The organism is Bradyrhizobium murdochi, assembly GCF_000472965.1.
GTDB lineage: Bacteria > Pseudomonadota > Alphaproteobacteria > Rhizobiales > Xanthobacteraceae > Bradyrhizobium > Bradyrhizobium murdochi.
The window spans coordinates 42,323-61,815 of sequence record NZ_AXAU01000013.1 but is presented as its reverse complement, the minus strand read 5'-3'; the positions used below and the strand labels follow the sequence as shown (position 1 = coordinate 61,815).

Below are 19,493 nucleotides of genomic sequence, written 5' to 3'. Positions count from 1 at the left end.
GGAGAGACTACCAGGAAGAAGCGTTCGGTGCGCCAGATCAACGAGCCGACATATTGCTTGCCCCCGGGATCTGCCGGATCCACGCCATACAGCGCCACGCGGCCCAACGCCGCAAGGTTGCTTCCACAGGGCCGCGGCGTCAAGCCGACCGACTCGCCTTGCCATTGGCCGCCGCTACAGCCGCCACAGGCTCGTTATTCTTCCCAAGGATCCGGTCGGAGCCGAAACGAATGGTCCACTGCGCCACCGACAGCAGTAGCGATTCATAGATCGCCACGCATTGCTCGAGTTCCCGGTCGGTGGATGGCGCACAGTTCGGACGGTTGCGGACGATCATCGTCGTTGTCGACCAGCTCAGCCGGGCGGCCTTGCACGCGACGATCAGGCCATATACCCGGTCGGGCTCGAGCAGGGGTTCGATGGCCTCGACCTTGACGTCGGCCTTCAGGGCGAGCGCCGCGACGACGTGGGTGTATTCACCCCTCACCGCAAACCGGTTCACGATCGAATCGTTGAGCTTGCCCGTGCGATTGAGCGCAACGACTTCGCTTTGCGCCTGGGTATAATCAATCGCCTTCCGGGCCGCGGCATCCTGTCCGGCGGCCGCCGCAGCAGAGCCTCTGGTTTTCTCCCGCGCAACAGGTCGCGACGCCGTCAAGAACCGCGCGCGGACCACGTCGGCAACTCTGTCCAGAAGCTCCCGAAGCAGATTGCCGGGAATGTCCAATCGAAGCCCGAGCTTTTCCGCGAGGACTTCGTCACGCTCGGCCCGCCCCACCAGCGTTGCGTAGCCACATTCGGAGAAACGCGCGCCGGCGTTGCGCGCGAGCGCGCTGGAGACGTGGACGTCGCCAAATCGCATCAGCGCATCGGTCAGCGCTTCATTGAGGATCTTTCTGTCCGATATTGCCAGCAAATGCTGCTGGCTGCGGCTTTTAACGATTTCAAGGAGGTCGGCTTCCGACAGACAGTTGGAGCATCTGAGAACCGGTGCCGCCAGCAAGTGGTCTTCGTGAAATGCAAGCTTGCGGATGGTCTGGCGCGGGGCGCGGTCGATGGTGGAAAGGGCCTCGCTGAGTTGGACCACGGTTTTCGCGTCGACCCGCTCAATCAGGTGGGCGAGAACGCCATCGACGGCTGCGATCTGCGATTCACCGAGACGATCGACATTGGACAGGAACAGGTCCGTCACTTCCCCGAAAATCCGGGCGTCGTGCTCGGGTCCCTCCTTTTCGGCGCCATTCAATTCCGCGCGCAAATTCGGCGATGCAGCAGACATGGCTATGCCGCCTCCGCACCGGTCGTGCCGGCCCGCCGCGTCACCTTACGGCCCACCGCGCGGATGGCCGGCATCTTCGTGAATCCATCGGCAGCGGCATGAACGCGCATTTGAGTGCCATTCGACAGGCTGGTCCCGGCAGCCTTTTCACTTCAACGACAGCAATGAGGCGGGTGCGAGCAATAGCGGCTGATCGTACTCAGCCTTCCCTAACGGGTGGTTGTTCCGGAACGCTGATTTTGCGCATTTTTACGGAGTTTAGGGCAGGTGAAGGCAGGCCGGGCCATCTGCCGGGCGTCGGCCAAGCAGCATCGGCTTCGGTAGACCGGATAACCGAAGTCATGGTTGCGTCATGAACAGGCGGCCGCGAATGACGTTTCGGCGCGGAACGCACGCCAGTTCGCCGGCCTGTTCGATCACGCTGAGACGACGTCCGGAAGAGCCGCATCTGTTCCTTCTCTGGAACCATCAGGCTGACGCACAAGAAGCGCAGCCCAAACCTGAGTCGTTTTCACTTTCGCGCTTCGCTCGACGTGGCGCGCACGCAACAGTCTTTGAGAAAGTGTTAGTGCGAACCATTGCAGCTTCGCAGCGAGCCATTGCAGGTTCGCAGCATTGGCGCATAATTCGCGTGGGGCCGCGCAGCACTTTTCGATTCGGACATCGGCAGAAATCGAGCAACCACACTGGGGTGAGTTCCCGGTGATGGACGACGTGTGCGGCAGCGCAAACCGCGTGCAGCGCCCCCAATGAAGAGCGGCCAGCACCGCACGCAACCCTGCACGCAACCCTTGGGGAACGGCTCAATGACTATCCATCGCACAAGCAAGACCGCACTTCTCTTCGCAATCGCTCTCGCGGCGACGACGCTTTCCGCACGCCCAGGCCTCGCCTTCTCGGAGGCGCAGCAGATGTGCACCGGCGACGCCATGCGGCTATGCGGCCATGAAGTCCCTAACGTCCAGCGAATCACCGCCTGCATGGTCAGGAACCGCGCGCATGTCAGCCCGGGCTGCCGCGCCGTGATGGAGCGCGAAGGCGCCGCACGGCGACGAGCCGCCTCCGCAGAGCGGTAAGCTGCTTCGCTCGAAGACGAACGCAGACGGCCTCGGCAGAGCTGCGAGCAATGCTGAGGCCGTTTTTGTGCTGGACTGTTTTGCGACGCTCGCGGCAATCGATGGCTTACCGCGACGGATATCGGCTCACGCTTGAGCGCGCATCGGGGGCGCTCTCCGCCCCTACTCTCCCCACAGTGCGAACGCGTCATTGAACGCGCGTTCGCCCGGAGAGCCCTTTTCGATCGCGATGATAGCGCGGCGCTGGTTGACGTAGACCAGCGGCACGTCGAACCAGGAGCGCTCCTTCAGGAGCTGCAAATTGCGGGCGCGGTCGGAATCGACGTTGGAGAGGCCGACCAGGAAGAAACCGTCGGTCACTTTCACGGCGAGCCCAGCCAGCGGCGTGCCGCGCGCCTGCTCGTTGGACTTCATCAAAATGCCTGGCACGTTGCCGACGCCGCCGCCGGAAAAATCCTGCGGCAGGATGAAGGTCAATTCCGCGGTGTGGCTCGCCGGCAGCGAGGTATCGGTGTTGCGGCGGAACGACATCGTCATCTTGAACTTGCGGTCGGGAATCTCGATATCGGCGCGCACGGCAACGTCCGGCTTCTGATTGCCGCTCGCCTTGATCGGTTCGGTGCGCCAGATCACCGAGCCGACATATTGCTTGCCCTTGGGATCGGATGGATCCTCGTCATACAGCACGACGCGCTGCGCCACGGGTGCCACGTTCTCGCTCGACGACGGCTGGCCGACGCGGTCGGGAATCTTCGGGCGCGACTGCGGCGCGGCCGGATCCTTCGGCGCTTCCACCACAGATGAGGATTTGAACAAGCCGCTCACGGCTGTCACGACCGACTTGCCCCACAGGATGCCGGCGCCGACCAGAATGAGCACGATGCCGACCGCAATCGCGCTCTTGAACGGAAACGCGGCGCCCGCGCGGGCGGGTTTTTTCGGCTGGTCGCGATCCTGCGACAGACGCGGACGATCACGCAACGGCGGCTGCGACGCGTACCGGTCGGCTTCCGCCTGCGATTCGTCGTACGAATAGGGCGCTTCGGGATCGGCGCCGCGGTCTTCCATGTTGGGCTCGAGCCGGTCGAATTCCGGCGAGGGCGACGGCACGTTGGCATAGGTCTTCCGCGCGTTGCGGTTGGCTTGCGCCGCGGCACGGCCAAGATCGTCGGCGTCGGCTGCGATGTCGCGGAAGCCGCGCATGCCGGGCGGCTGCGGCGGCGTCGGCGGTTCACCATTATCTGGGCCGCGACGGGGGCCGCGCTCGCGAGGCGGCGGTGGCGGCAAGCCAGCATCCTGCGTCGGAATCTGCGGCGGCTGCGGGCGCGGCGCGCCGGGCGGTGGCGCATCGGCGCGCAGATTGCGCGGCGGGCGTGGCTCCTCGCCAAGCGGCGGACGGCCATCGCGCGAGGGGCCTTGAGAAGGCGGACGCGGACGCGGCGTACCCGGCGGCGTGGCAGCCGCTTCCGGCGGGCGGGCATTGGCGCGGCGGAAGGCATCGCCGCCGCGCGCAGCCCCGCCCCCGCCGGGCCGCGAGGCCTCGCGGGCGCGCTGGGCGGCTTCCGATTCGACCTTGCGCACAGCCTCTTCGAGCGACAGCCGCTCGCGGGTGATTTCGGATTCGGAAAGCGGCGGCTGCACGCTGCGCAACTGCGCGATCAGCGCGGTACGCGCCCGCTCATAGAGCGCACGGCGGCTCTCACCTGGAGCATTGGGGTCCAGGCCGGCGATAGCGCGTGCGATCAGCGGGTAATAATCAGCCATTTCTCTTCAATACTGCAGCCCCGGCGGTAACATCCCGTTAAGCCTCAAACGGGTTCTGCACCAGTATAGTATCCTCGCGTTCGGGGCTGGTGGAAAGCAATGCGATCGGACAACCCACGAGTTCCTCGACCCGGCGGACATATTTAATGGCCTGGGCCGGCAGATCCGCCCAGGAGCGGGCATTGGCGGTCGGCTCTTTCCAGCCCTCGATGGTTTCGTAGACCGGCACCACCCGGGCCTGGGCACCCTCGCCCGCCGGCAGATGGTCGATTTCCTTGCCGTCCAGCATATAGCCGGTGCAGACCTCGATGGTGTCGAAGCCGTCGAGAATATCGAGCTTTGTAAGCGCCAGACCCGTGATGCCGCAAGTGCGGACCGTTTGCCGCACCAGGGCGGCGTCGAACCAGCCGCAGCGGCGCGGGCGGCCGGTGTTGGTGCCGAACTCGCGGCCCCGCTCGCCGATCTTGCGGCCGATCTCGTTGTCCTGCTCGGTCGGGAACGGGCCCTGGCCGACGCGGGTCGTATAGGCCTTGCAGATGCCGAGCACGTAGCCGACCGCACTCGCGCCCATGCCGGTGCCGGTCGCAGCTTGCGCCGCCACCGTGTTGGACGAGGTGACATAGGGATAGGTGCCGTGATCGACATCGAGCAGCGCACCCTGCGCGCCTTCGAACAGGATGCGCTTGCCCTCGCGGCGCTTGAGATCCAGCAGCCGCCACACCGTCTCCGCATAGGGCAACAGCTTTGGCGCCAGCGCGGTAAGCTCTTTCAGAATGCCGTTGCCGTCGATCTCCTCGAGATTGAGCCCACGGCGCAGCGCGTTGTGATGCGCCAGCAGCCGATCGATCTTGTGCGGCAACGTGTCGAGGTCGGCGAGGTCCATCAGGCGAATCGCGCGGCGGCCGACCTTGTCTTCATAGGCCGGGCCGATGCCGCGCCGGGTGGTGCCGATCGCGGTGACGGCGTTACTGGATTCGCGCAGCGCATCGAGGTCGCGATGCAAGGGCAGAATCAGCGTGACGTTTTCGGCAATGCGCAGGTTTTCCGGACCGACGGCGACGCCCTGCCCCTTCAGCCGCACCACCTCGTCGAGGAAGGCTTGCGGATCGAACACCACGCCATTGCCGATCACGGCAAGCTTCGACGGCCGCAGCACGCCGGACGGCAGCAGCGCGAGCTTGTAGGTCTCGCCGTTGATGACGAGCGTATGGCCGGCATTATGGCCGCCCTGGAAGCGCACGACGATATCGGCCTGCTCCGACAACCAGTCGACGATCTTGCCCTTCCCCTCGTCGCCCCATTGGGCGCCGACGACGACAACATTGGCCATTTTTAAGGTGTTCCCTGCAAATCTCTTGGTTCCAGCATGATTTCACCGGCGAACCGATACCTGTGTTTCCGGACCATGCTCTAAGCTCACCCAGCCAAAATCACGGCCGGGGCCGCTCGCGTGCAGGGCGCCCCACCGGATAAAGGAAGCGGCCGATCTAGGCAAGCAAGAAGGCGGCTTTAAGGGGGCCTTAGAAGGGCTCCAACCCATTGATATCCCCGTAAAATCCTGGCCCTCCCGGCCTTGTGCGGGCGAGAAACGCATTAATGTTCGGCAATGATGGAAGTGCCATGTCCAAAACCACCCGTGCGACGCTAGCGCTGGAAAAGCTCGGCGTGAAATTCGCCCTGCACGCTTACGACTACGACCCGGATGCAGCGAGCGTCGGGCTGCAAGCGGCGGAAGCGCTCGGCGTGCTGCCCGCGCGCGTGCTGAAGACGCTGATGGCCGAGGTCGATGGCAAGCCGGTCTGTGTCGTGGTGCCGTCGGACTGCGAGGTCAGCATGAAAAAGCTCGCGACCGCGTTCAGCGCCAAGTCGGCGAAGATGATGCGGCCGGCCGATGCCGAACGGCTGACCGGCTATCATGTCGGCGGCATCTCGCCGTTCGGACAGAAGAAGCGCGTCCCGGTCGCGATCGAAGAAGCCGCGCTCGGCCATACCAGCGTTTTCCTCAATGGCGGCCAGCGCGGCCTGCAAGTCGAACTCGATCCCAACGACGCCGTGAAGGCTGCGGGCGCGATCGCGCGCGCACTCGTGGCGTGAGCGGCCTTCGCCAAGGCGAAACGCTATTTGGTGAGTTTGGGTTGCGTCTGCGCCCATAGCATCGCCTCGATGATGGCCTGGCGCAGTTTCGGGCGCTGCTCTTCATCGCATTCGATGAACGCCAGAATGGAATTGGCGCGAACGGCAAACTGGTGACGTGTTTCGGCTTCGGCTTCTTCGGCCGACATCGGCTTGCTCACGGAATGACCCATCATCTGCAAAAAATTCAGTGTCACGGACAGGCGAAGCGCTTGAGAGCGGAGTCGCGCAAACCGTGGTCCCAACGATCGAACGAACGGCCAATACTGAAAACAGCCCGGAATAACTCACTGCATGTGCCCCCGAAAAACAAACCAAGGTTGGGTCACATTAATCAATCGTCCTTTGATTGCATACTTGCCTGCCTGCTGGCAACCCCAAACAGCCAGCAAGACGGGCTGCATGGTCGCGATGCATCCTGCACCATTGATGAGCAGCGCAAATCGGTGTCTGTGACCAGGGCCGGGCCACATTCCGGCCCGGCATCGATCGCCGGGCGGGCCGCGGCGCCATGAACCGGTCCTTCGAATGTCGGCTACCGAACAGACTTCACCCGCACGATCCGGGAACTGGCTCGCCAATCAGCCTTATCTGCTGCTCAGCATCACCGCGCTGTGCTGGGCAGGCAATGCCATCGTCGGGCGGTTGGCCGCCGGCCACATTCCGCCGGTGACGCTATCGTTCCTGCGCTGGTGGTTCGCGTTCCTGATCATCTTGCCGTTTGCCTGGAAGCATCTCGTCAAGGACTGGGCTGCGATCCGCGGCCGGCTCGGCATCATGGTCGTGCTCTCGATCACCGGCATCGGCGCCTTCAACACGCTGCAATACTGGGCGCTCGAGCACACCCAGGCGCTGAACACGCTGTTGTTGCAGTCGGCGGGACCGCTGGTGGTCGCGGTATGGTCGCTCGTGCTGCTCGGCGTGCGGCTGACGCTGGCGCAGGCGGCCGGCGTTCTGCTCTCGATGGCCGGCGTGCTGGTGATCATTCTGCACGGCGATCTCACCACGCTGTCGAAGATCGACTTCAATATCGGCGATCTGATTTTCCTGGTCGCGCTCGCGATATTCGGGATCTATTCGGTGCTGTCGCTGAAACGTCCCGACATTCATGGTCTGTCGTTCGTCGCCTTCACCTTCGGCGCCGGCGCGGCCTGCCTGATTCCGCTGTTCATCTGGGAATTGTTCGCGCGGCCGCTGATGCAGATCGACGCGGCGAATCTGCTGACGCTCGCTTACGTCGCGCTGTTCCCGTCGACGATCGCCTATCTCTGCTTCAATCGCGGCGTGCAACTGATCGGCGCCAACCGCGCAGCACCCTTCTTTCACGTGGTACCGGTGTTCGGCACCGTCATGTCGATCATCTTCCTCGGCGAGCACCCGCAGGCGTTCCACTTCATCGGCTTTGCGTTGGTGCTGACGGGAGTGTTTGTGGCGTCACGAAAGCCTCGAAGTGCCTAGGACCGGTGAGCTCAAGCTCACCACGTCCAGCCCGGTTGCTGATAGTACTGCCCGCCGCGCCGGCGCGTAGTGCCAGGTTGGGGGTTCGAATTGGGCGCGAAAAAGGGGAAGAAGCTGTCGCCACCCCAGTCGTTGCCGCTTGCAATGACATCGGGCGTAGGCTGGCGCGTAATGAAGCCGCCCTGCGGCTGGTTGCTCAGCACCGCGACGAACTCGGTGCGATAGTTGGTCTCGCGGCTCAGCGGCTCGTCCGAGACGATGATCGAAGATCGCGGCAATGCGGTCGGCGCGATGCGATCGAGCATATCGTGTGGGATGGCGATGCGGTCGAGCGCGCCTTTGGCGTCATCGGCGTCGTCGATCGTGACCGCGGTCCAGCGCAGGCCCTTGTCGCTATGCGCCACCGCCGTGAAAACATGCGTGCCGATTCGCTTCTCGGGATTGCGGATCGTGACCGGAACCTCGATGGACGCATCGAACACCTCGCCGCCGCCGTCCGGCGCCGGCTTATGCGTGTTGCGCCGCACGTAGAGCTTCTGTGTCGCGCGGCTGATGTAGACCGAGACCGGCTCGAGCCCGAGCTTCGCCTCGCTCGCCGCCTTGGCGGCGTCGGCCTTCCTGGTCGCGGCCGCCTTGGCCGCGTCCTTGGCCGCGGCGACGGTGGGCTTCGACTTCGCATCGGCCTGGGCGGCATCGAGCTGCGTCCCCAGGTCCGCGGCCTTGGCAGCGGCCTTTTGCTTGAGGTCCTCGGCTCGCGCCCTGGCCTCGTCCGTCTTGGCGGCGCCGATCGCTTTGTCGGCCAACGCGAGCTCGGCGTCGGCGCGCTTCTTGAGCCCTTCCAGCTTGCGCAGCGACGCCGTGAGCGATGCTGCCTCGCGTGCCGCTGTGACGGCGGCTTTCTTCGCCTCGTCGGCCGTCCTGGCGGCCTCCGCGGCCTCGCGCGCGAACGTCTCGGCACGCACTGGCGCGGCTGCGACGGCCTGCGCGTTTGGCACGAACAGCGCGGGGTGAGAAAACTCCACCGGAGCCGCGTCGTTTGGCGAGATGATCACCCGCATTCCGATCCGCGTCTTGTCGAACAGCTTTTCCGCAAAGCCGTAGGGCATCCGCACGCAGCCATGCGAAGCCGCATACCCGGGCAGCGGCCCGCCGTGCAGTGCGATGCCGTTCCAGGTGATACGCTGCATGTTCGGCATCTCGGCATCGTCATACATGTTCGAACGGTGGTCCTTGTTCTTCTCGACGACGGTGAAGACGCCGGCCGGCGTCTCGCGTCCCGTGGTGCCGGTCGACACCGGCGCGCGCAGGATCCAGCCGTCGGCATCGTAGAGAGTGACCTGCTGGGACTTGATCGACACGATCGCCATGATCGGCTCGCCTGCATCGCGCGGCGCCGTCGCCTCGGTGGGTGCTGCCGGGCGCGCTTGTCTGGCCGCGGCGTCGACGGTCAACGCCGTCAGTGCGGCCATCGCCACGAGCGCCGCATTGGCGGGAGGCCCCCAGCGCCGCATCGCCTCTCCGGATTGCGCCGTCGTAAATCGAGTTGCCATGCGATGCCCCGGTTGAAATGCCTGTCCGCGCTTACATCGATGAAGTGTCGGATTTTGGATCAACTAACCGCAGCCGCCATCCACGCTGCCAATTCGCTCTAAAAGGACGGCAAATCTCTCATATACGACAGCCAGCGCAGGAGGAAGGATCGTTTGCGGCTGAAATTGGCCCCAAACGGATTCGCTGTCCTGTCGGCCCCTGTCGTTTTCAGAGCAGAGCGGGCGAGCGGTGCAGCAGTACAGCCGATTTATGAGTGCACGTCGGTGATTCGCGGCGGTGACTTGCCGTCACAAAACCGTTATCTCTTAGGCCTGCTTCGTTAAGGCATCTTCGATGAAAGTCCGCGCCAGCAATCTGATGATCGGCACCTTGACCTTGGCCCTGATCGCCGGGTCGCTTGCTGCGTGGCTCAGCTACCAGAAGCTCGCCGGGATCAAGCAGAAGGTGCCGTTCCGCGTGATCTTCGAAGGCTCGGCTTCGGGCCTGCGCAACGGCGGCAGCGTCAATTTCGCCGGCATCCGGGTCGGCGAAGTGGTGTCGCTGAAGCTCGACCATCCGCGCCGCGTGGTCGCGCTTGCCATGATCGACGGCAACACGCCGGTGAAGAGCGACACCCAGGTCGGCCTCGAATTTCAGGGGCTGACGGGGATAGCAGCGATCTCGTTTACCGGCGGCACCGACGAGGCGCCGCCGCCGCCGAAGGGCGCGGACGGCATTCCGGAGCTCAGCGCCGATCCGCAAGGAATGCTCAATACCCAGGAAAAAATCCGCGTGGCGCTGCGCAACGTCGACCGCGTGATTGCCGACAACGAGGTGGCGATCAAGGATACTTTGCGGAATTTCGAGACGTTCACCGCCTCGCTCTCAAACAGTGGCACGAAAATCACGTCCATCATCGCAACCGCCGAATCCGGCATCGGCGCGGTCGACGGCGCAATGGACAAGACCAAGGATTTCCTCGGCAGCCTCGCCAGCGACAAGTATGGCGGCGAACTGCTGCCGACCGTGATTTCGCTGCGCGAGCTGATCGAAAGTTTCGACAAGAAGTCCGGGCGGGTGATCGCCGAGACGCGAAAAATGCTCGGCGACGTCAGCGAATCCGTCAACAAGGCCGGCCAGAAATTTGGCGGACCGCCTCCCCGCCGCTAACCTGCCGTTCGCATAACAATCAAAAAAATGGAACGCCCGACGTGCTAGACAAATCCGCAAGCTTGACTGCGCCGCCTCCGACAGTGACCCGCACCGAGAGCGCGGTGCCGCGGGCTCTACAGAAATATCTTTCGCTCGACGATTTCGAATCCGTGGCGCGGCGGCGGATTCCAAAATTTCTCTACGGCTATATTTCCGGTGGCGCCGAGACCGATGCCGCGCTGCGCGACAACCGCAAAGCCTTCGACGAATACGGTTTTGTGCCGCGCGTGCTCAACGACGTCTCCGGCCGCGACCAGACCACGACGCTGTTCAGCAAGACCTACGCCGCGCCGTTTGGCATTCCACCGATGGGCTCCTCGGCGCTGTGCGCCTACCGCGGCGACATCGTGCTGACGCAAGCCGCTAGGTGCGAGAACGTTCCGATGATCTTGAGCGCTTCCTCCCTGATCACGCTGGAGGATGTCCGCGCCGCCAATCAGGCTGCGTGGTACCAGGCCTATCTCGCCGGCTTACCTGAGCGGATCGAGCCGCTGGTCGATCGCGTGGCGGCGGCCGGCTACGACACTTTCGTCGTCACCGCCGACGTGCCGGTGCCGCCGAACCGCGAGAACAACATCCGCAACGGCTTTCAGGTGCCGCTTGCGATCACGCCGCGGGTGTTCTGGGACACGGTCACGCATCCGCACTGGCTGTTCGGCACCTGGGCGCGCACGGCGATTAACCACGGCATGCCGCATTTCGAGAACATGGACGCGCAGCGCGGCCCGCCGGTGCTGGCGAAAAATCTGATGCGCAACATCGGCGCCCGCGATCAGCTCGCCTGGAAGCATGTCGAACTGATCCGCAAGAAGTGGAAGGGCAAGCTCGTGGTCAAGGGCCTGGTCTCACCGGCCGACGCTAGAATCGCGCGCGAGAGCGGCGTCGACGGCGTGATGCTCTCCAACCATGGCGGCCGCCAGCTCGATTACACGGTCTCCGGCCTGCGCACGCTGCCGGAGATTGCAGCGGAAGCGAAGGGCATGACGATCATGGTCGACGGCGGCATCCGCCGCGGCACCGACGTGATCAAGGCGCTCGCGCTCGGCGCGCATTTCGTCTGGGTCGGCCGCCCCTTCCTCTATGCGGCGATCGCAGGCGGCCAAGCCGGCGTACAGCGCGCGATCGGGCTCCTGAAGGCCGAGATCGACCGCGATCTCGCACTGCTCGGAGTCCGCAAGCTCAGCGAGATCACGCCGGATCTGGTGCGGAAGTTCTGAGGCGCAATTCTGATCATAGGGCGTGAACCCATAAATTCAGACTGATCAGTGGACGTCCGCTTAGGCGCGCATCCCGGACTCAAGTCAGACAATCACCCCAGGTCCGGAAAGTGCCCAGAAGCAGACCTACCGCTCTCGCACATTCACGCGCGGCGCGGAACGGTCGAATTTAGCGCAGAGCGCGTTAGGCGATCCGCAGCAATAATATAAATGCCGATTATCTTCTTTGGAACGGCCAATCGCGAGACGCGTTTCGCGGGATAGCTCGGTGCTGTTCCCACAGACAACGCCATACCCATGTAGATGAAGGGGGAAAGAACCGCAGATGACATCCTCGTCCCAAACCGACGCGGAGAGGTTCCGTAAGGAAGCTGAGGAATGCCGTGAGCTGGCGGAGAAGGCCATGAGCCCTCTGGATAAGGAGGCTTGGGTGCGCCTTGCGGAGGATTGGCTGAAGCTTGCGCAAGAGGCGGAACGGGGCACCAGGTTTGGACGGACGAGATGATCCGGCTTACGTCACGGACAAGGCGGGCTTTACACGTTAACATTTGATTTGGTGGACGACGGTCTCTTCTCGATAAGATCGAGATCGAGGCGACGATTTCTTACGACTGGCTAGCAAGGACCTGTCGTCAGGAGAAATCGCGATGACCGTCAAAGAGCTCATAATTCGACTGCAGGCGCTTCCCAACCAGGATGCGCTTGTAATTTTTGCTAGCGGCAATGCAAACGAGTGGCTGGTAGCCACTGGCATCGTTGAGCGCGGTATTTCACCGTCACCTGCAAACCCGGATTTTGTCGTACCAGGCAACGATCCTGGCGTGGAGATCATCTAGCCGCTTCTCCTTCCAATGAAACACGGAAGAGGCAGCCCTGAGTACTCGGCCACAGAGGTCCAGCTAACAAGTCCAACCACACCGCTAAGTCCTGTAACACTGTCTGCTCTGAGTATGTCCGCTTTGCCTCAATGAGCTGACATGTCGGCTCGACCCGTCATTTCCGAAAGTGCCGCGAGCGGGCTGACCCTAACCTGATTGCTGTGGGAGCGAATGCTCGAGGAAAAAACGCAGCATTTCCCTTGCTGCGTCCGGTCCTTTCGGATCAGTGTAGGAGCCGACAGGGTTGCCTCCGGACCATGCGTGACCAGCTCCGTGGATATCCCAATGCTCCAATATTCCGCGCCCATTCGCGTCGCTAAGGATCGTGCGGGTATAGGCATGCCCTCCAGGTACCTGGCCGCGAACAACCTTCTTTTGCAGGTTCATCGCTTTCGCAGACTGCGCAAGAATTTGATCGCTGTTGTTGGGATGCACGGTAGTGTCGCAATCGCCGTGAAAAACAATGGTTGGGACGGGTGGCCCATCACATAAAGTAACCCTATGACTGGCTCCGCCACCTTGTCGCATGGCGACCAACGCAGATGGAAGGTCAATAGCGGCCCCGCAGGCAAGGCCAGAATGTACGCCGATCGCTGCGTACAGATCCTTATAAGTATTTCCCATGATCGCAGCAGCGGCAGCTCCGGCCGATAGTCCACCAACATAGACACGATTTGGATCGATCGAAAAGTCGTGCATGACTTGGCGAGTGATGCCCGCGATAAGCGAGGGTTCACCTTTGCCCCGCTGCTGGTCGGCTGGGCGAAACCAGTTCCAGCATTTCGCCTGGTTTGCCTCGCTGCGCTGGGCCGGATAGACCACAAAGCAAGGTTGTTCTTCAGCGATGAAGTTCATCCTCGTACCAGCGGCGAAATCGTCTGGGCATTGAGTGCAGCCGTGTAGCATCACGACCAAAGGAAGCGATTGGTCCTGATAGCGGCTGGGGATGAAAAGCTTGTAGGCACGGCTTCCCGCCGGATTGCTGTAGGTTCCTTCGATGAACCTTGTGCCGTCAGGCACGATATCTAACGGGGAAAGCGGCTTGCGCTCAATCACAGCGCGCAAGTTGAACCCAGGGCGCTGCCTTGTGCGATTGAGAAACTCGCGGAGCATGCGAGGTTCAGCGGATGGCGGCCGCGCCAGGTCCGGGCTATCGTTCTCCTCAACAGCATTGGCCTTCGCGTCAATGACCGACGGCTCTTGTCCAATAAGCGCGGGGTGACCGATGCGCGCTTCCGGGTCTGGCGCGATTTCGTCGCGCAGCATGCGTTGAAGGAGCGCGGTGGCCTCCACGAGTCGGCCAGCGCGCGTGAGGCGTGTGGCTTCGCCAACTATGTCCTGTCTGAGCATCGCGTTCACCGTGTTCTATCGACGAGCGCGGCCTTGACCGCCGGACTGGCCTGCAAAGCGCCCAGGACGCAGACCGAAGCAATTGCGGCGCGAGCAAGCTCGGGCGTGACATCTTGAGCGATACTGGCAAGGCCCAAAACGTTGATGTGCAGCATTTCCCCGGCTCGCCGCGCCGCTTCGAGATCCTCTCGGCTGAAGTGCCTCAGACCCAGATCCAAACTTTTTCGGGTCGTTGACTGTTTGACGACGTCCGCGTGACGTTCCAACTGGTTGCGGATTGCCGTTCGAATGAAATCGGTACGGTTCGAGTAGAAACCTTCCTGAACCATCAAGTCGACCTGACCAAGATCGACATAGCCGAGATTGATCGTGATTTTTTCGCTTTCCGGGGGCTTTGGCCGGAGTTCGCGGACGTTGCTTGTCATGGCCTCACTCCATCCTAGCGCCATCTATGTGGATGGTATATGGATGCTAAGGCAGCCTGTCAACGGACGGAACGCTAGTGGGTTCTCCAATTTGAAGTGCATTCCGGGGGCGCGAGACGATGTTTCCGATTTTTTCGGTTAGCGACACCTTTAGAAGGTCAGTTGGCGAAATGCTGGAAAGTGCGGGCTACGGGCCGCATGAAACGGCATGGGACCGCGTTGAGCATCCTGATTTCCGATTACGCCGCTACGCACAGTCCGCGGCGAACCCTTCGTCAGCCTTGATTGTACCCGCCCCGATCAAGCGGGCCTACATATTCGACCTCTTGCCGGACGTGAGCGTGGTGCGGCGTCTCATCCAGGCGGGATTTGCCGTCTACCTGTACGAATGGCCAGAGGAACAGGATGGCAAGTCGGACCTTGAATCCAGCATACGCTCGCTCAGCCTTGCAGCTGACATAGTCGCGACCGAGCATCGCGGCCCATCCATCCTCGTTGGGCACTCTCTTGGTGGGACCCTTGCCGCGATCACTGCGGCCATTGAGCCGCGCCTGGTCAGCAAACTCGTGCTTGTTGAAGCTCCCCTAAAGTTCGGCGAACAGACCGGAGCACTAGCGCCGATTGTGCTGTCTTCGCCAACAGCGCCGCTCGGTGCTGTTCCGGGAAGTCTGCTCGATCTGGCGAGCGTTGTCGCGGCACCGGAAGAATTCGTTATCGGGCGTTATAGCGATAGCTGCGCAAGCTTGCTGGATCCGGAAGCGTTGGCAATCCATGTTGCCGTCATTCGTTGGAGTCTGGACGAGTTCGCGCCCAGCGGCCAACTGATCCGAGATGTAATCCAGCTACTCTACCGTGAAGACCGATTCGCGCGCAACGAGCTTCATTTGCTGGGGCGGGATGCCCGATCCGACTCGCTGGCCAAAATACCCGTCGCGGCAATTGTCGATCATGCAAGCCGAGTGGTCCCATCCTTGTCGGTCTTAGGAGCGTTGAAGAACCCTTCGATATTTTCGTATGAGCGAGAAATCGGAGTGGCGCTTCAGCACGTGGGACCACTTGTGGGCAGGCAGGCGCATCGAAAAATCTGGCCTAAGGTAATTGATTGGATGCGCGGGCGCCAACTGTGACGCCGACCTAAGGGCAAATTGTCGATTGCCGCTTTGCTTCGACAGCGGACGTCGCTCAGGATCAACGTCAGGTCGGCTTGGTGCCAAACCCGGAAATCGCGCCTAATCGCTCAAGATTGATAATTCTGTTCAGATGCCCCTTAACCCGTTTGGGCCAATAATCGGCAAATAAGAGGCCCCCAACTGGGGCGGTCTTGCACTAGAAGGTACACTCATGTTGGTTGCTGACCTTGTGTTCTGGCCAGCCGTCGCCTTTCTTGCCGGGTGCAATCTTTATTTTGGACCTCGCATCAGGAGCGCTCGCATGGCTATGCAGTGGAGGCTCGACGGCGAGCCAACTTGGTACGCACCCAATGCAGTGGGGCTTTGGGGCATGGTGGCGTTCGCCCTTTCAGTTCGATTGCTGATTTGGGTCGCCTCAACTTACGCTCCGGACAAAGTTCACGGCGCTGAAATAGGTTTGCTGCTGTTCTCAGTCATCGTGGCTGTGGTCCATGTGCTGACGCTTAGAAGATCCGCGCGAGCAAACTAGGCGCAACATGTCCGGTCAGTGCGCGATCTCGGAAATTGAAGGCATCGGTTTGGGCGAGAAAACGCTACGCTCATCGTTGCCCGTCGTGCACTGAGATCGCGTCGACCGAAAGCCCTCCGATGCGCGCGTGCGTCCGGCCGCCGGTCGCCATCACCAGCCCGAACACGATCTCGTCACCCCGCGGCGCGTCCCAGATCGTCATCTCGGCGGTGCCGAAATGGCTGCGGACATAGGCCGCCTCGATATGGCCGAGCGGGACCATCAGCCGCGTACCAACCGCGCCGACGGTTTTTGCCGCGGGCACGATCGCCTTGGCCTGCGCGATCACTTCGCGGATCGCAGCGCCACCTGCCTCGTGCCAGACCGCGCCGTGCTCGAGCTCGCCGTCGCCGCCGACGATCGCGCCCTTGCCATAGGCTTCGATGGTGTCCCTGCCGCCAAGCCGCTCGCACAACGTCCGCGCCAGTTGCCGGCCGAGATCGCGCAAGCCGGCCTGAAACGGCATCAGGTCCGGCTCGTAGCGGCCGGCATAGGGATTGTTGATCACGGCAAGCGCGGTGCCGATCAATAGCGGCTGTGTCCGGCGCGGCCCGCGCTCGTGCCAGACTTCTTCGATCGAGACTTGCGTCTTCCTGACGTCGTAGACCGTCCTTTGGGCCGTCACTGCGCGGCCTCATCGATCACGGGGTTACGCAGCACGCCGATCTTCTCCACCTCGACCTCGACGACGTCGCCGGGAACCAGGAACATCGGCGGCTTGCGCGTAAAGCCGACACCTGCAGGCGTGCCGGTGGCGATGACGTCGCCCGGCATCAGATCGAAGATCTCGGAGGCGTAGTTGATCAGCCGCGGAATCGAGAAGATCAGAAACGAGGTGTCCGACTTCTGCACGGTCTTGCCGTTGATGCGGGTCTCGAGCTTCAGCTTGGTCGGATCGGGCAGTTCGTCCGTCGTCACCATCCACGGCCCGAACGGCCCGGTGCCGACGAAATTCTTGCCGGCCGCGATCTGCTGCGCATGCATCTGGTAATCGCGGACGCTGACGTCGTTATAGATCGAATAGCCGGCGACATGGCCCATGGCATCGGCCTCGGAAATGTAGCGGCCGGGCTTGCCGATGATGACGGCGAGTTCGCCCTCCCAATCGAGATGCGTCGACACTTTCGGCCGGATCACTGGCGCGTCGTGCCCGACCTGGGAACGCCAGACCCGCAGAAAGATCGGCGGAAACGCCGTGATCTCCCGCTTCATGCCGTGGGCCACCGCCTCCCGGTGGTGGTCGAGATAGTTGCGCACGGCGCAGACGATCTTTTCGGGTCGCGGGATCACCGGAAGATATTTGACGTCGGCGAGCTTCAGGTCGGGCTTGTGGCCGGCCACGAGGCGATCGCGCTTCTCGAAATCGGGGCTTGCGATGAAGTCCTGCAGCGTGGCGTGGGACAGCTTGCTCCCGAGGTCGACCACGCCGTCGCCGACGATCGCTCCCCAGGTCTCCCTGCCATTGTTCAGAAATGAAAGCAGCCGCATGGGACGTGTATCCTTCTCGGTTGGACGGGCTGATGAACTGGAATTTCGTCAGGAGAGACTATTTTCGAAAATCTTGCCGAACGCAACCAAAATCCGCCGCCGAGGCGGCATCCACTGAGTACTTTATGAGGAAGGCCGCTGCCGGCCGGCCGCAGGCGATCAGCCGGCGCTGATCACGCCGGAAGCGTATCTTGCGACGTTGTTGGACGTGGTCTGGATGTGGCTGGCGATCAGGGCGCACGCCTGATCGGCGTTGCGGCCGATCGCAGCCTGCATCAGCGCGCGATGCTCGCCGGCCTTGTCGCGCGGGTGCGGCCGGAATATGGCCGACAGATTGCGGTAGCGCTCGGCGCGATCGAACAGCGAGTTTCGCACGGCAAGCAGCGTCGGCGATCCCGATGCCGAGACCAGCGCCTCATGGAACTGGCGGTGCGCCGCCTTCCATTCGGTATTGCTTGCGTAATCCTCCGGCGCCCGCTCCTCGATCCTGACGAGCCGGTGAAGCGACGAAATAACCCTTATTTCCCAGTCATCGTCGCCCTTCTCGATCGAGCGTCGCATCAGATCGACCTCGATCAGGATGCGGGCATGCGTCAGGTCGTGCAGGTCCTCGAGCGTCACCGGCGCGACCTTGTAGCCACGCTGTTCCTCGGCGACGACGAGCCCCTCCGCCACCAGCAACGTCAAGGCTTCGCGCAGCGTCGTGAAGCTGGCGCCGAACGACAGGCGCAGCGCATCGAATTTCAGCGATTCATTCGGCTTGAGCTGGCAGGTGACGATCTCGTTCCTCAGCCGGTGCGCGATGTCGGAGGCGAGCGTCTTGCCGAATTCCTTGCGCGCCTTGAGGGCTGTCGTCGTCATTGATTCTCTCGCGACCCGAAGGCCGCGATCCTAGCCCAAAAGAATCCCGTTGCAATGATTTTCGTAATGAGACATATTTTCGAAAATACGCAAAGTTGGGGAGCCGCTCGATGAAGGCTGTACTGGTGCATCGCCCTGGAGGCCCGGAGGCGCTCGACTATGTCGAGGTGCCGATGCCGGCGGTAGGCGAGCGGGACGTTCTGATCCGCGCCCAGGCCTTTGGCATTGGCCAGCCTGACAAGCTGATCCGCAGCGGCGTCTACAAATGGATGCCGCCGCTGCCGGCCAATCCCGGCAATGATGTCGCCGGAATCCTGGAAGCCATGGGTGCGCAGGTGAGCGGGCTTGCCGTCGGCCAGAGGGTGCTCCTGAGCGCGCGCGACCTCGCCCAGCGCGGCGGCTGCTACGCCGAATATGTCGCAGCGCCTGCGGACGCGGTGCACGTGTTGCCGGACAACGTGGCGTTCGAGGACGCGGTGTGCCTGCCGAACTACCAGGTCGCCTGGGCGCTGCTGCACAATTGCGGCGCCGCTACGCCGCCCCACTCCGCCCTCGTCATCGGCGCGGCCGGCGGGGTCGGGACGTCGCTGGTACAACTCGCAAAACTCGCCGGGATGAAGGTGGTCGGCACCGTCTCCACGCCGGAGAAGGCCGCCTTCGCGCGAAAGATGGGCGCGGACGAGATCATCCATTATCGCGACGAGGACGTGGTCGCCCGCACCCGTGCGCTGACCGGCGGGCGCGGCGTCAGTCTCGTCCTCGATCACGTCTGCGGCCCCGAATTCTATTCCTATCTCGGTGCGCTCGATAAATGGGGCACCATCGTCTCCTACAACGCGTTTGCCGGACTACCGACGGAAAACCTGATGGGCGAGATGCGGAAATATCTCGACATCTGCCCGGCGATCCGCTGCTTCTCCTTTCACATCTACGATCAGGACCGCGAAGGCCGGCGCGACATCATGCGAAAGGTGATCGGCTATCTCGCCGATGGCGCCATTCGCCCGTCGATCTCTAGGCGCTTCAAACTCTCCGAAGTTCGCGCCGCGCATGAACTGCTCGATTCCGGTGCGGCGTTCGGCAAGATCGTGATGACCCCGGATTGAGTTGGGTGCCCGCACGGC

At 62.6% G+C, this 19,493-nt stretch carries 19 protein-coding genes; 9 read left to right on the top strand and 10 right to left on the bottom strand.

Translation table 11 applies throughout. The annotated features are described in order from the left end of the window. Positions 1–139: 139 nt before the first annotated feature. Complete coding sequence (locus tag YUO_RS0123245; protein ID WP_035727405.1) at positions 140–1,279, bottom strand: DUF2336 domain-containing protein; 1,140 nt, start codon at positions 1,277–1,279, stop codon at positions 140–142. Positions 1,280–2,085: 806 nt separating this feature from the next. Between YUO_RS0123245 and YUO_RS41430 the strand changes: the two genes are divergently transcribed. After that, entirely contained in the window at positions 2,086–2,355 is a 270-nt protein-coding gene (locus YUO_RS41430; protein ID WP_035727402.1) for a hypothetical protein, read from the top strand. 162 nt (positions 2,356–2,517) lie between these two features. Here the strand turns inward: YUO_RS41430 and YUO_RS0123230 are convergent, their stop codons facing one another. Then, positions 2,518–4,119, bottom strand: a complete 1,602-nt coding sequence (locus YUO_RS0123230) for a hypothetical protein (protein ID WP_028349438.1) — start codon at positions 4,117–4,119, stop codon at positions 2,518–2,520. A 37-nt stretch (positions 4,120–4,156) separates the two neighbouring features. Beyond that, positions 4,157–5,449, bottom strand: coding sequence for an adenylosuccinate synthase (locus tag YUO_RS0123225; protein WP_028349437.1), 1,293 nt, complete (start codon positions 5,447–5,449; stop codon positions 4,157–4,159). A 290-nt stretch (positions 5,450–5,739) separates the two neighbouring features. Here YUO_RS0123225 and ybaK point away from each other — a divergent pair, with 290 nt between their 5' ends. Next, complete coding sequence (ybaK, locus tag YUO_RS0123220) at positions 5,740–6,213, top strand: Cys-tRNA(Pro) deacylase (protein ID WP_028349436.1); 474 nt, start codon at positions 5,740–5,742, stop codon at positions 6,211–6,213. Positions 6,214–6,236: 23 nt separating this feature from the next. On the opposite strand, the gene YUO_RS0123215 is transcribed toward ybaK, so the two are convergent. Then, the gene (locus YUO_RS0123215) at positions 6,237–6,413 is read right to left on the bottom strand and encodes a hypothetical protein (RefSeq protein WP_156908729.1); all 177 of its coding nucleotides are present in this window, start codon (positions 6,411–6,413) and stop codon (positions 6,237–6,239) included. Positions 6,414–6,780: 367 nt separating this feature from the next. On the opposite strand from YUO_RS0123215, the gene YUO_RS0123210 reads away from it, so the two are divergent. Beyond that, positions 6,781–7,710 carry a DMT family transporter gene (locus YUO_RS0123210; RefSeq protein WP_028349434.1) on the top strand — a complete coding sequence of 310 codons (930 nt, stop codon included), beginning with the start codon at positions 6,781–6,783 and terminating at the stop codon, positions 7,708–7,710. 17 nt (positions 7,711–7,727) lie between these two features. Here YUO_RS0123210 and YUO_RS0123205 read toward each other — a convergent pair whose 3' ends face one another. Continuing rightward, the gene (locus YUO_RS0123205) at positions 7,728–9,260 is read right to left on the bottom strand and encodes a L,D-transpeptidase (RefSeq protein WP_028349433.1); all 1,533 of its coding nucleotides are present in this window, start codon (positions 9,258–9,260) and stop codon (positions 7,728–7,730) included. Between the two features lie 334 nt (positions 9,261–9,594). On the opposite strand from YUO_RS0123205, the gene YUO_RS0123200 reads away from it, so the two are divergent. From YUO_RS0123200 to YUO_RS0123185, 3 genes are all read left to right on the top strand, one after another. After that, a complete protein-coding gene (locus YUO_RS0123200; protein WP_028349432.1) occupies positions 9,595–10,410 on the top strand; it encodes an MlaD family protein in 816 nt (271 codons plus the stop codon). Positions 10,411–10,451: 41 nt separating this feature from the next. Further along, positions 10,452–11,669, top strand: coding sequence for an alpha-hydroxy acid oxidase (locus tag YUO_RS0123195; RefSeq protein WP_235782799.1), 1,218 nt, complete (start codon positions 10,452–10,454; stop codon positions 11,667–11,669). A gap of 647 nt (positions 11,670–12,316) precedes the next feature. Continuing rightward, positions 12,317–12,505, top strand: coding sequence for a hypothetical protein (locus tag YUO_RS0123185; RefSeq protein ID WP_028349429.1), 189 nt, complete (start codon positions 12,317–12,319; stop codon positions 12,503–12,505). Between the two features lie 189 nt (positions 12,506–12,694). Here YUO_RS0123185 and YUO_RS0123180 read toward each other — a convergent pair whose 3' ends face one another. Next, on the bottom strand, positions 12,695–13,897 hold the full coding sequence (locus tag YUO_RS0123180) for an extracellular catalytic domain type 1 short-chain-length polyhydroxyalkanoate depolymerase (RefSeq protein ID WP_028349428.1): 1,203 nt from the start codon (positions 13,895–13,897) through the stop codon (positions 12,695–12,697). A gap of 5 nt (positions 13,898–13,902) precedes the next feature. After that, positions 13,903–14,322: a CopG family transcriptional regulator gene (locus YUO_RS0123175; protein ID WP_028349427.1), complete on the bottom strand. Its 420-nt coding sequence runs from the start codon at positions 14,320–14,322 to the stop codon at positions 13,903–13,905. A gap of 119 nt (positions 14,323–14,441) precedes the next feature. Between YUO_RS0123175 and YUO_RS0123170 the strand changes: the two genes are divergently transcribed. Beyond that, positions 14,442–15,449: an alpha/beta fold hydrolase gene (locus YUO_RS0123170; protein ID WP_028349426.1), complete on the top strand. Its 1,008-nt coding sequence runs from the start codon at positions 14,442–14,444 to the stop codon at positions 15,447–15,449. A 304-nt stretch (positions 15,450–15,753) separates the two neighbouring features. Then, positions 15,754–15,981 carry a hypothetical protein gene (locus YUO_RS0123165; protein WP_156908728.1) on the top strand — a complete coding sequence of 76 codons (228 nt, stop codon included), beginning with the start codon at positions 15,754–15,756 and terminating at the stop codon, positions 15,979–15,981. Positions 15,982–16,051: 70 nt separating this feature from the next. Here YUO_RS0123165 and YUO_RS0123160 read toward each other — a convergent pair whose 3' ends face one another. The 3 genes from YUO_RS0123160 to YUO_RS0123150 all read right to left on the bottom strand — a co-directional run bounded on the left by YUO_RS0123160 (position 16,052) and on the right by YUO_RS0123150 (position 18,369). Next, positions 16,052–16,645, bottom strand: coding sequence for an amino acid synthesis family protein (locus tag YUO_RS0123160; RefSeq protein ID WP_028349424.1), 594 nt, complete (start codon positions 16,643–16,645; stop codon positions 16,052–16,054). After that, positions 16,642–17,508 (bottom strand): fumarylacetoacetate hydrolase family protein, encoded by an 867-nt coding sequence (locus YUO_RS0123155; protein ID WP_028349423.1) that lies wholly within the window; start codon positions 17,506–17,508, stop codon positions 16,642–16,644. Before YUO_RS0123155 ends, YUO_RS0123160 begins: the two co-directional genes overlap by 4 nt. 159 nt (positions 17,509–17,667) lie before the next feature. Continuing rightward, on the bottom strand, positions 17,668–18,369 hold the full coding sequence (locus YUO_RS0123150; protein ID WP_028349422.1) for a GntR family transcriptional regulator: 702 nt from the start codon (positions 18,367–18,369) through the stop codon (positions 17,668–17,670). Positions 18,370–18,479: 110 nt separating this feature from the next. Between YUO_RS0123150 and YUO_RS0123145 the strand changes: the two genes are divergently transcribed. Beyond that, positions 18,480–19,475, top strand: coding sequence for a zinc-dependent alcohol dehydrogenase family protein (locus YUO_RS0123145; protein ID WP_028349421.1), 996 nt, complete (start codon positions 18,480–18,482; stop codon positions 19,473–19,475). Positions 19,476–19,493 lie beyond the last annotated feature (18 nt).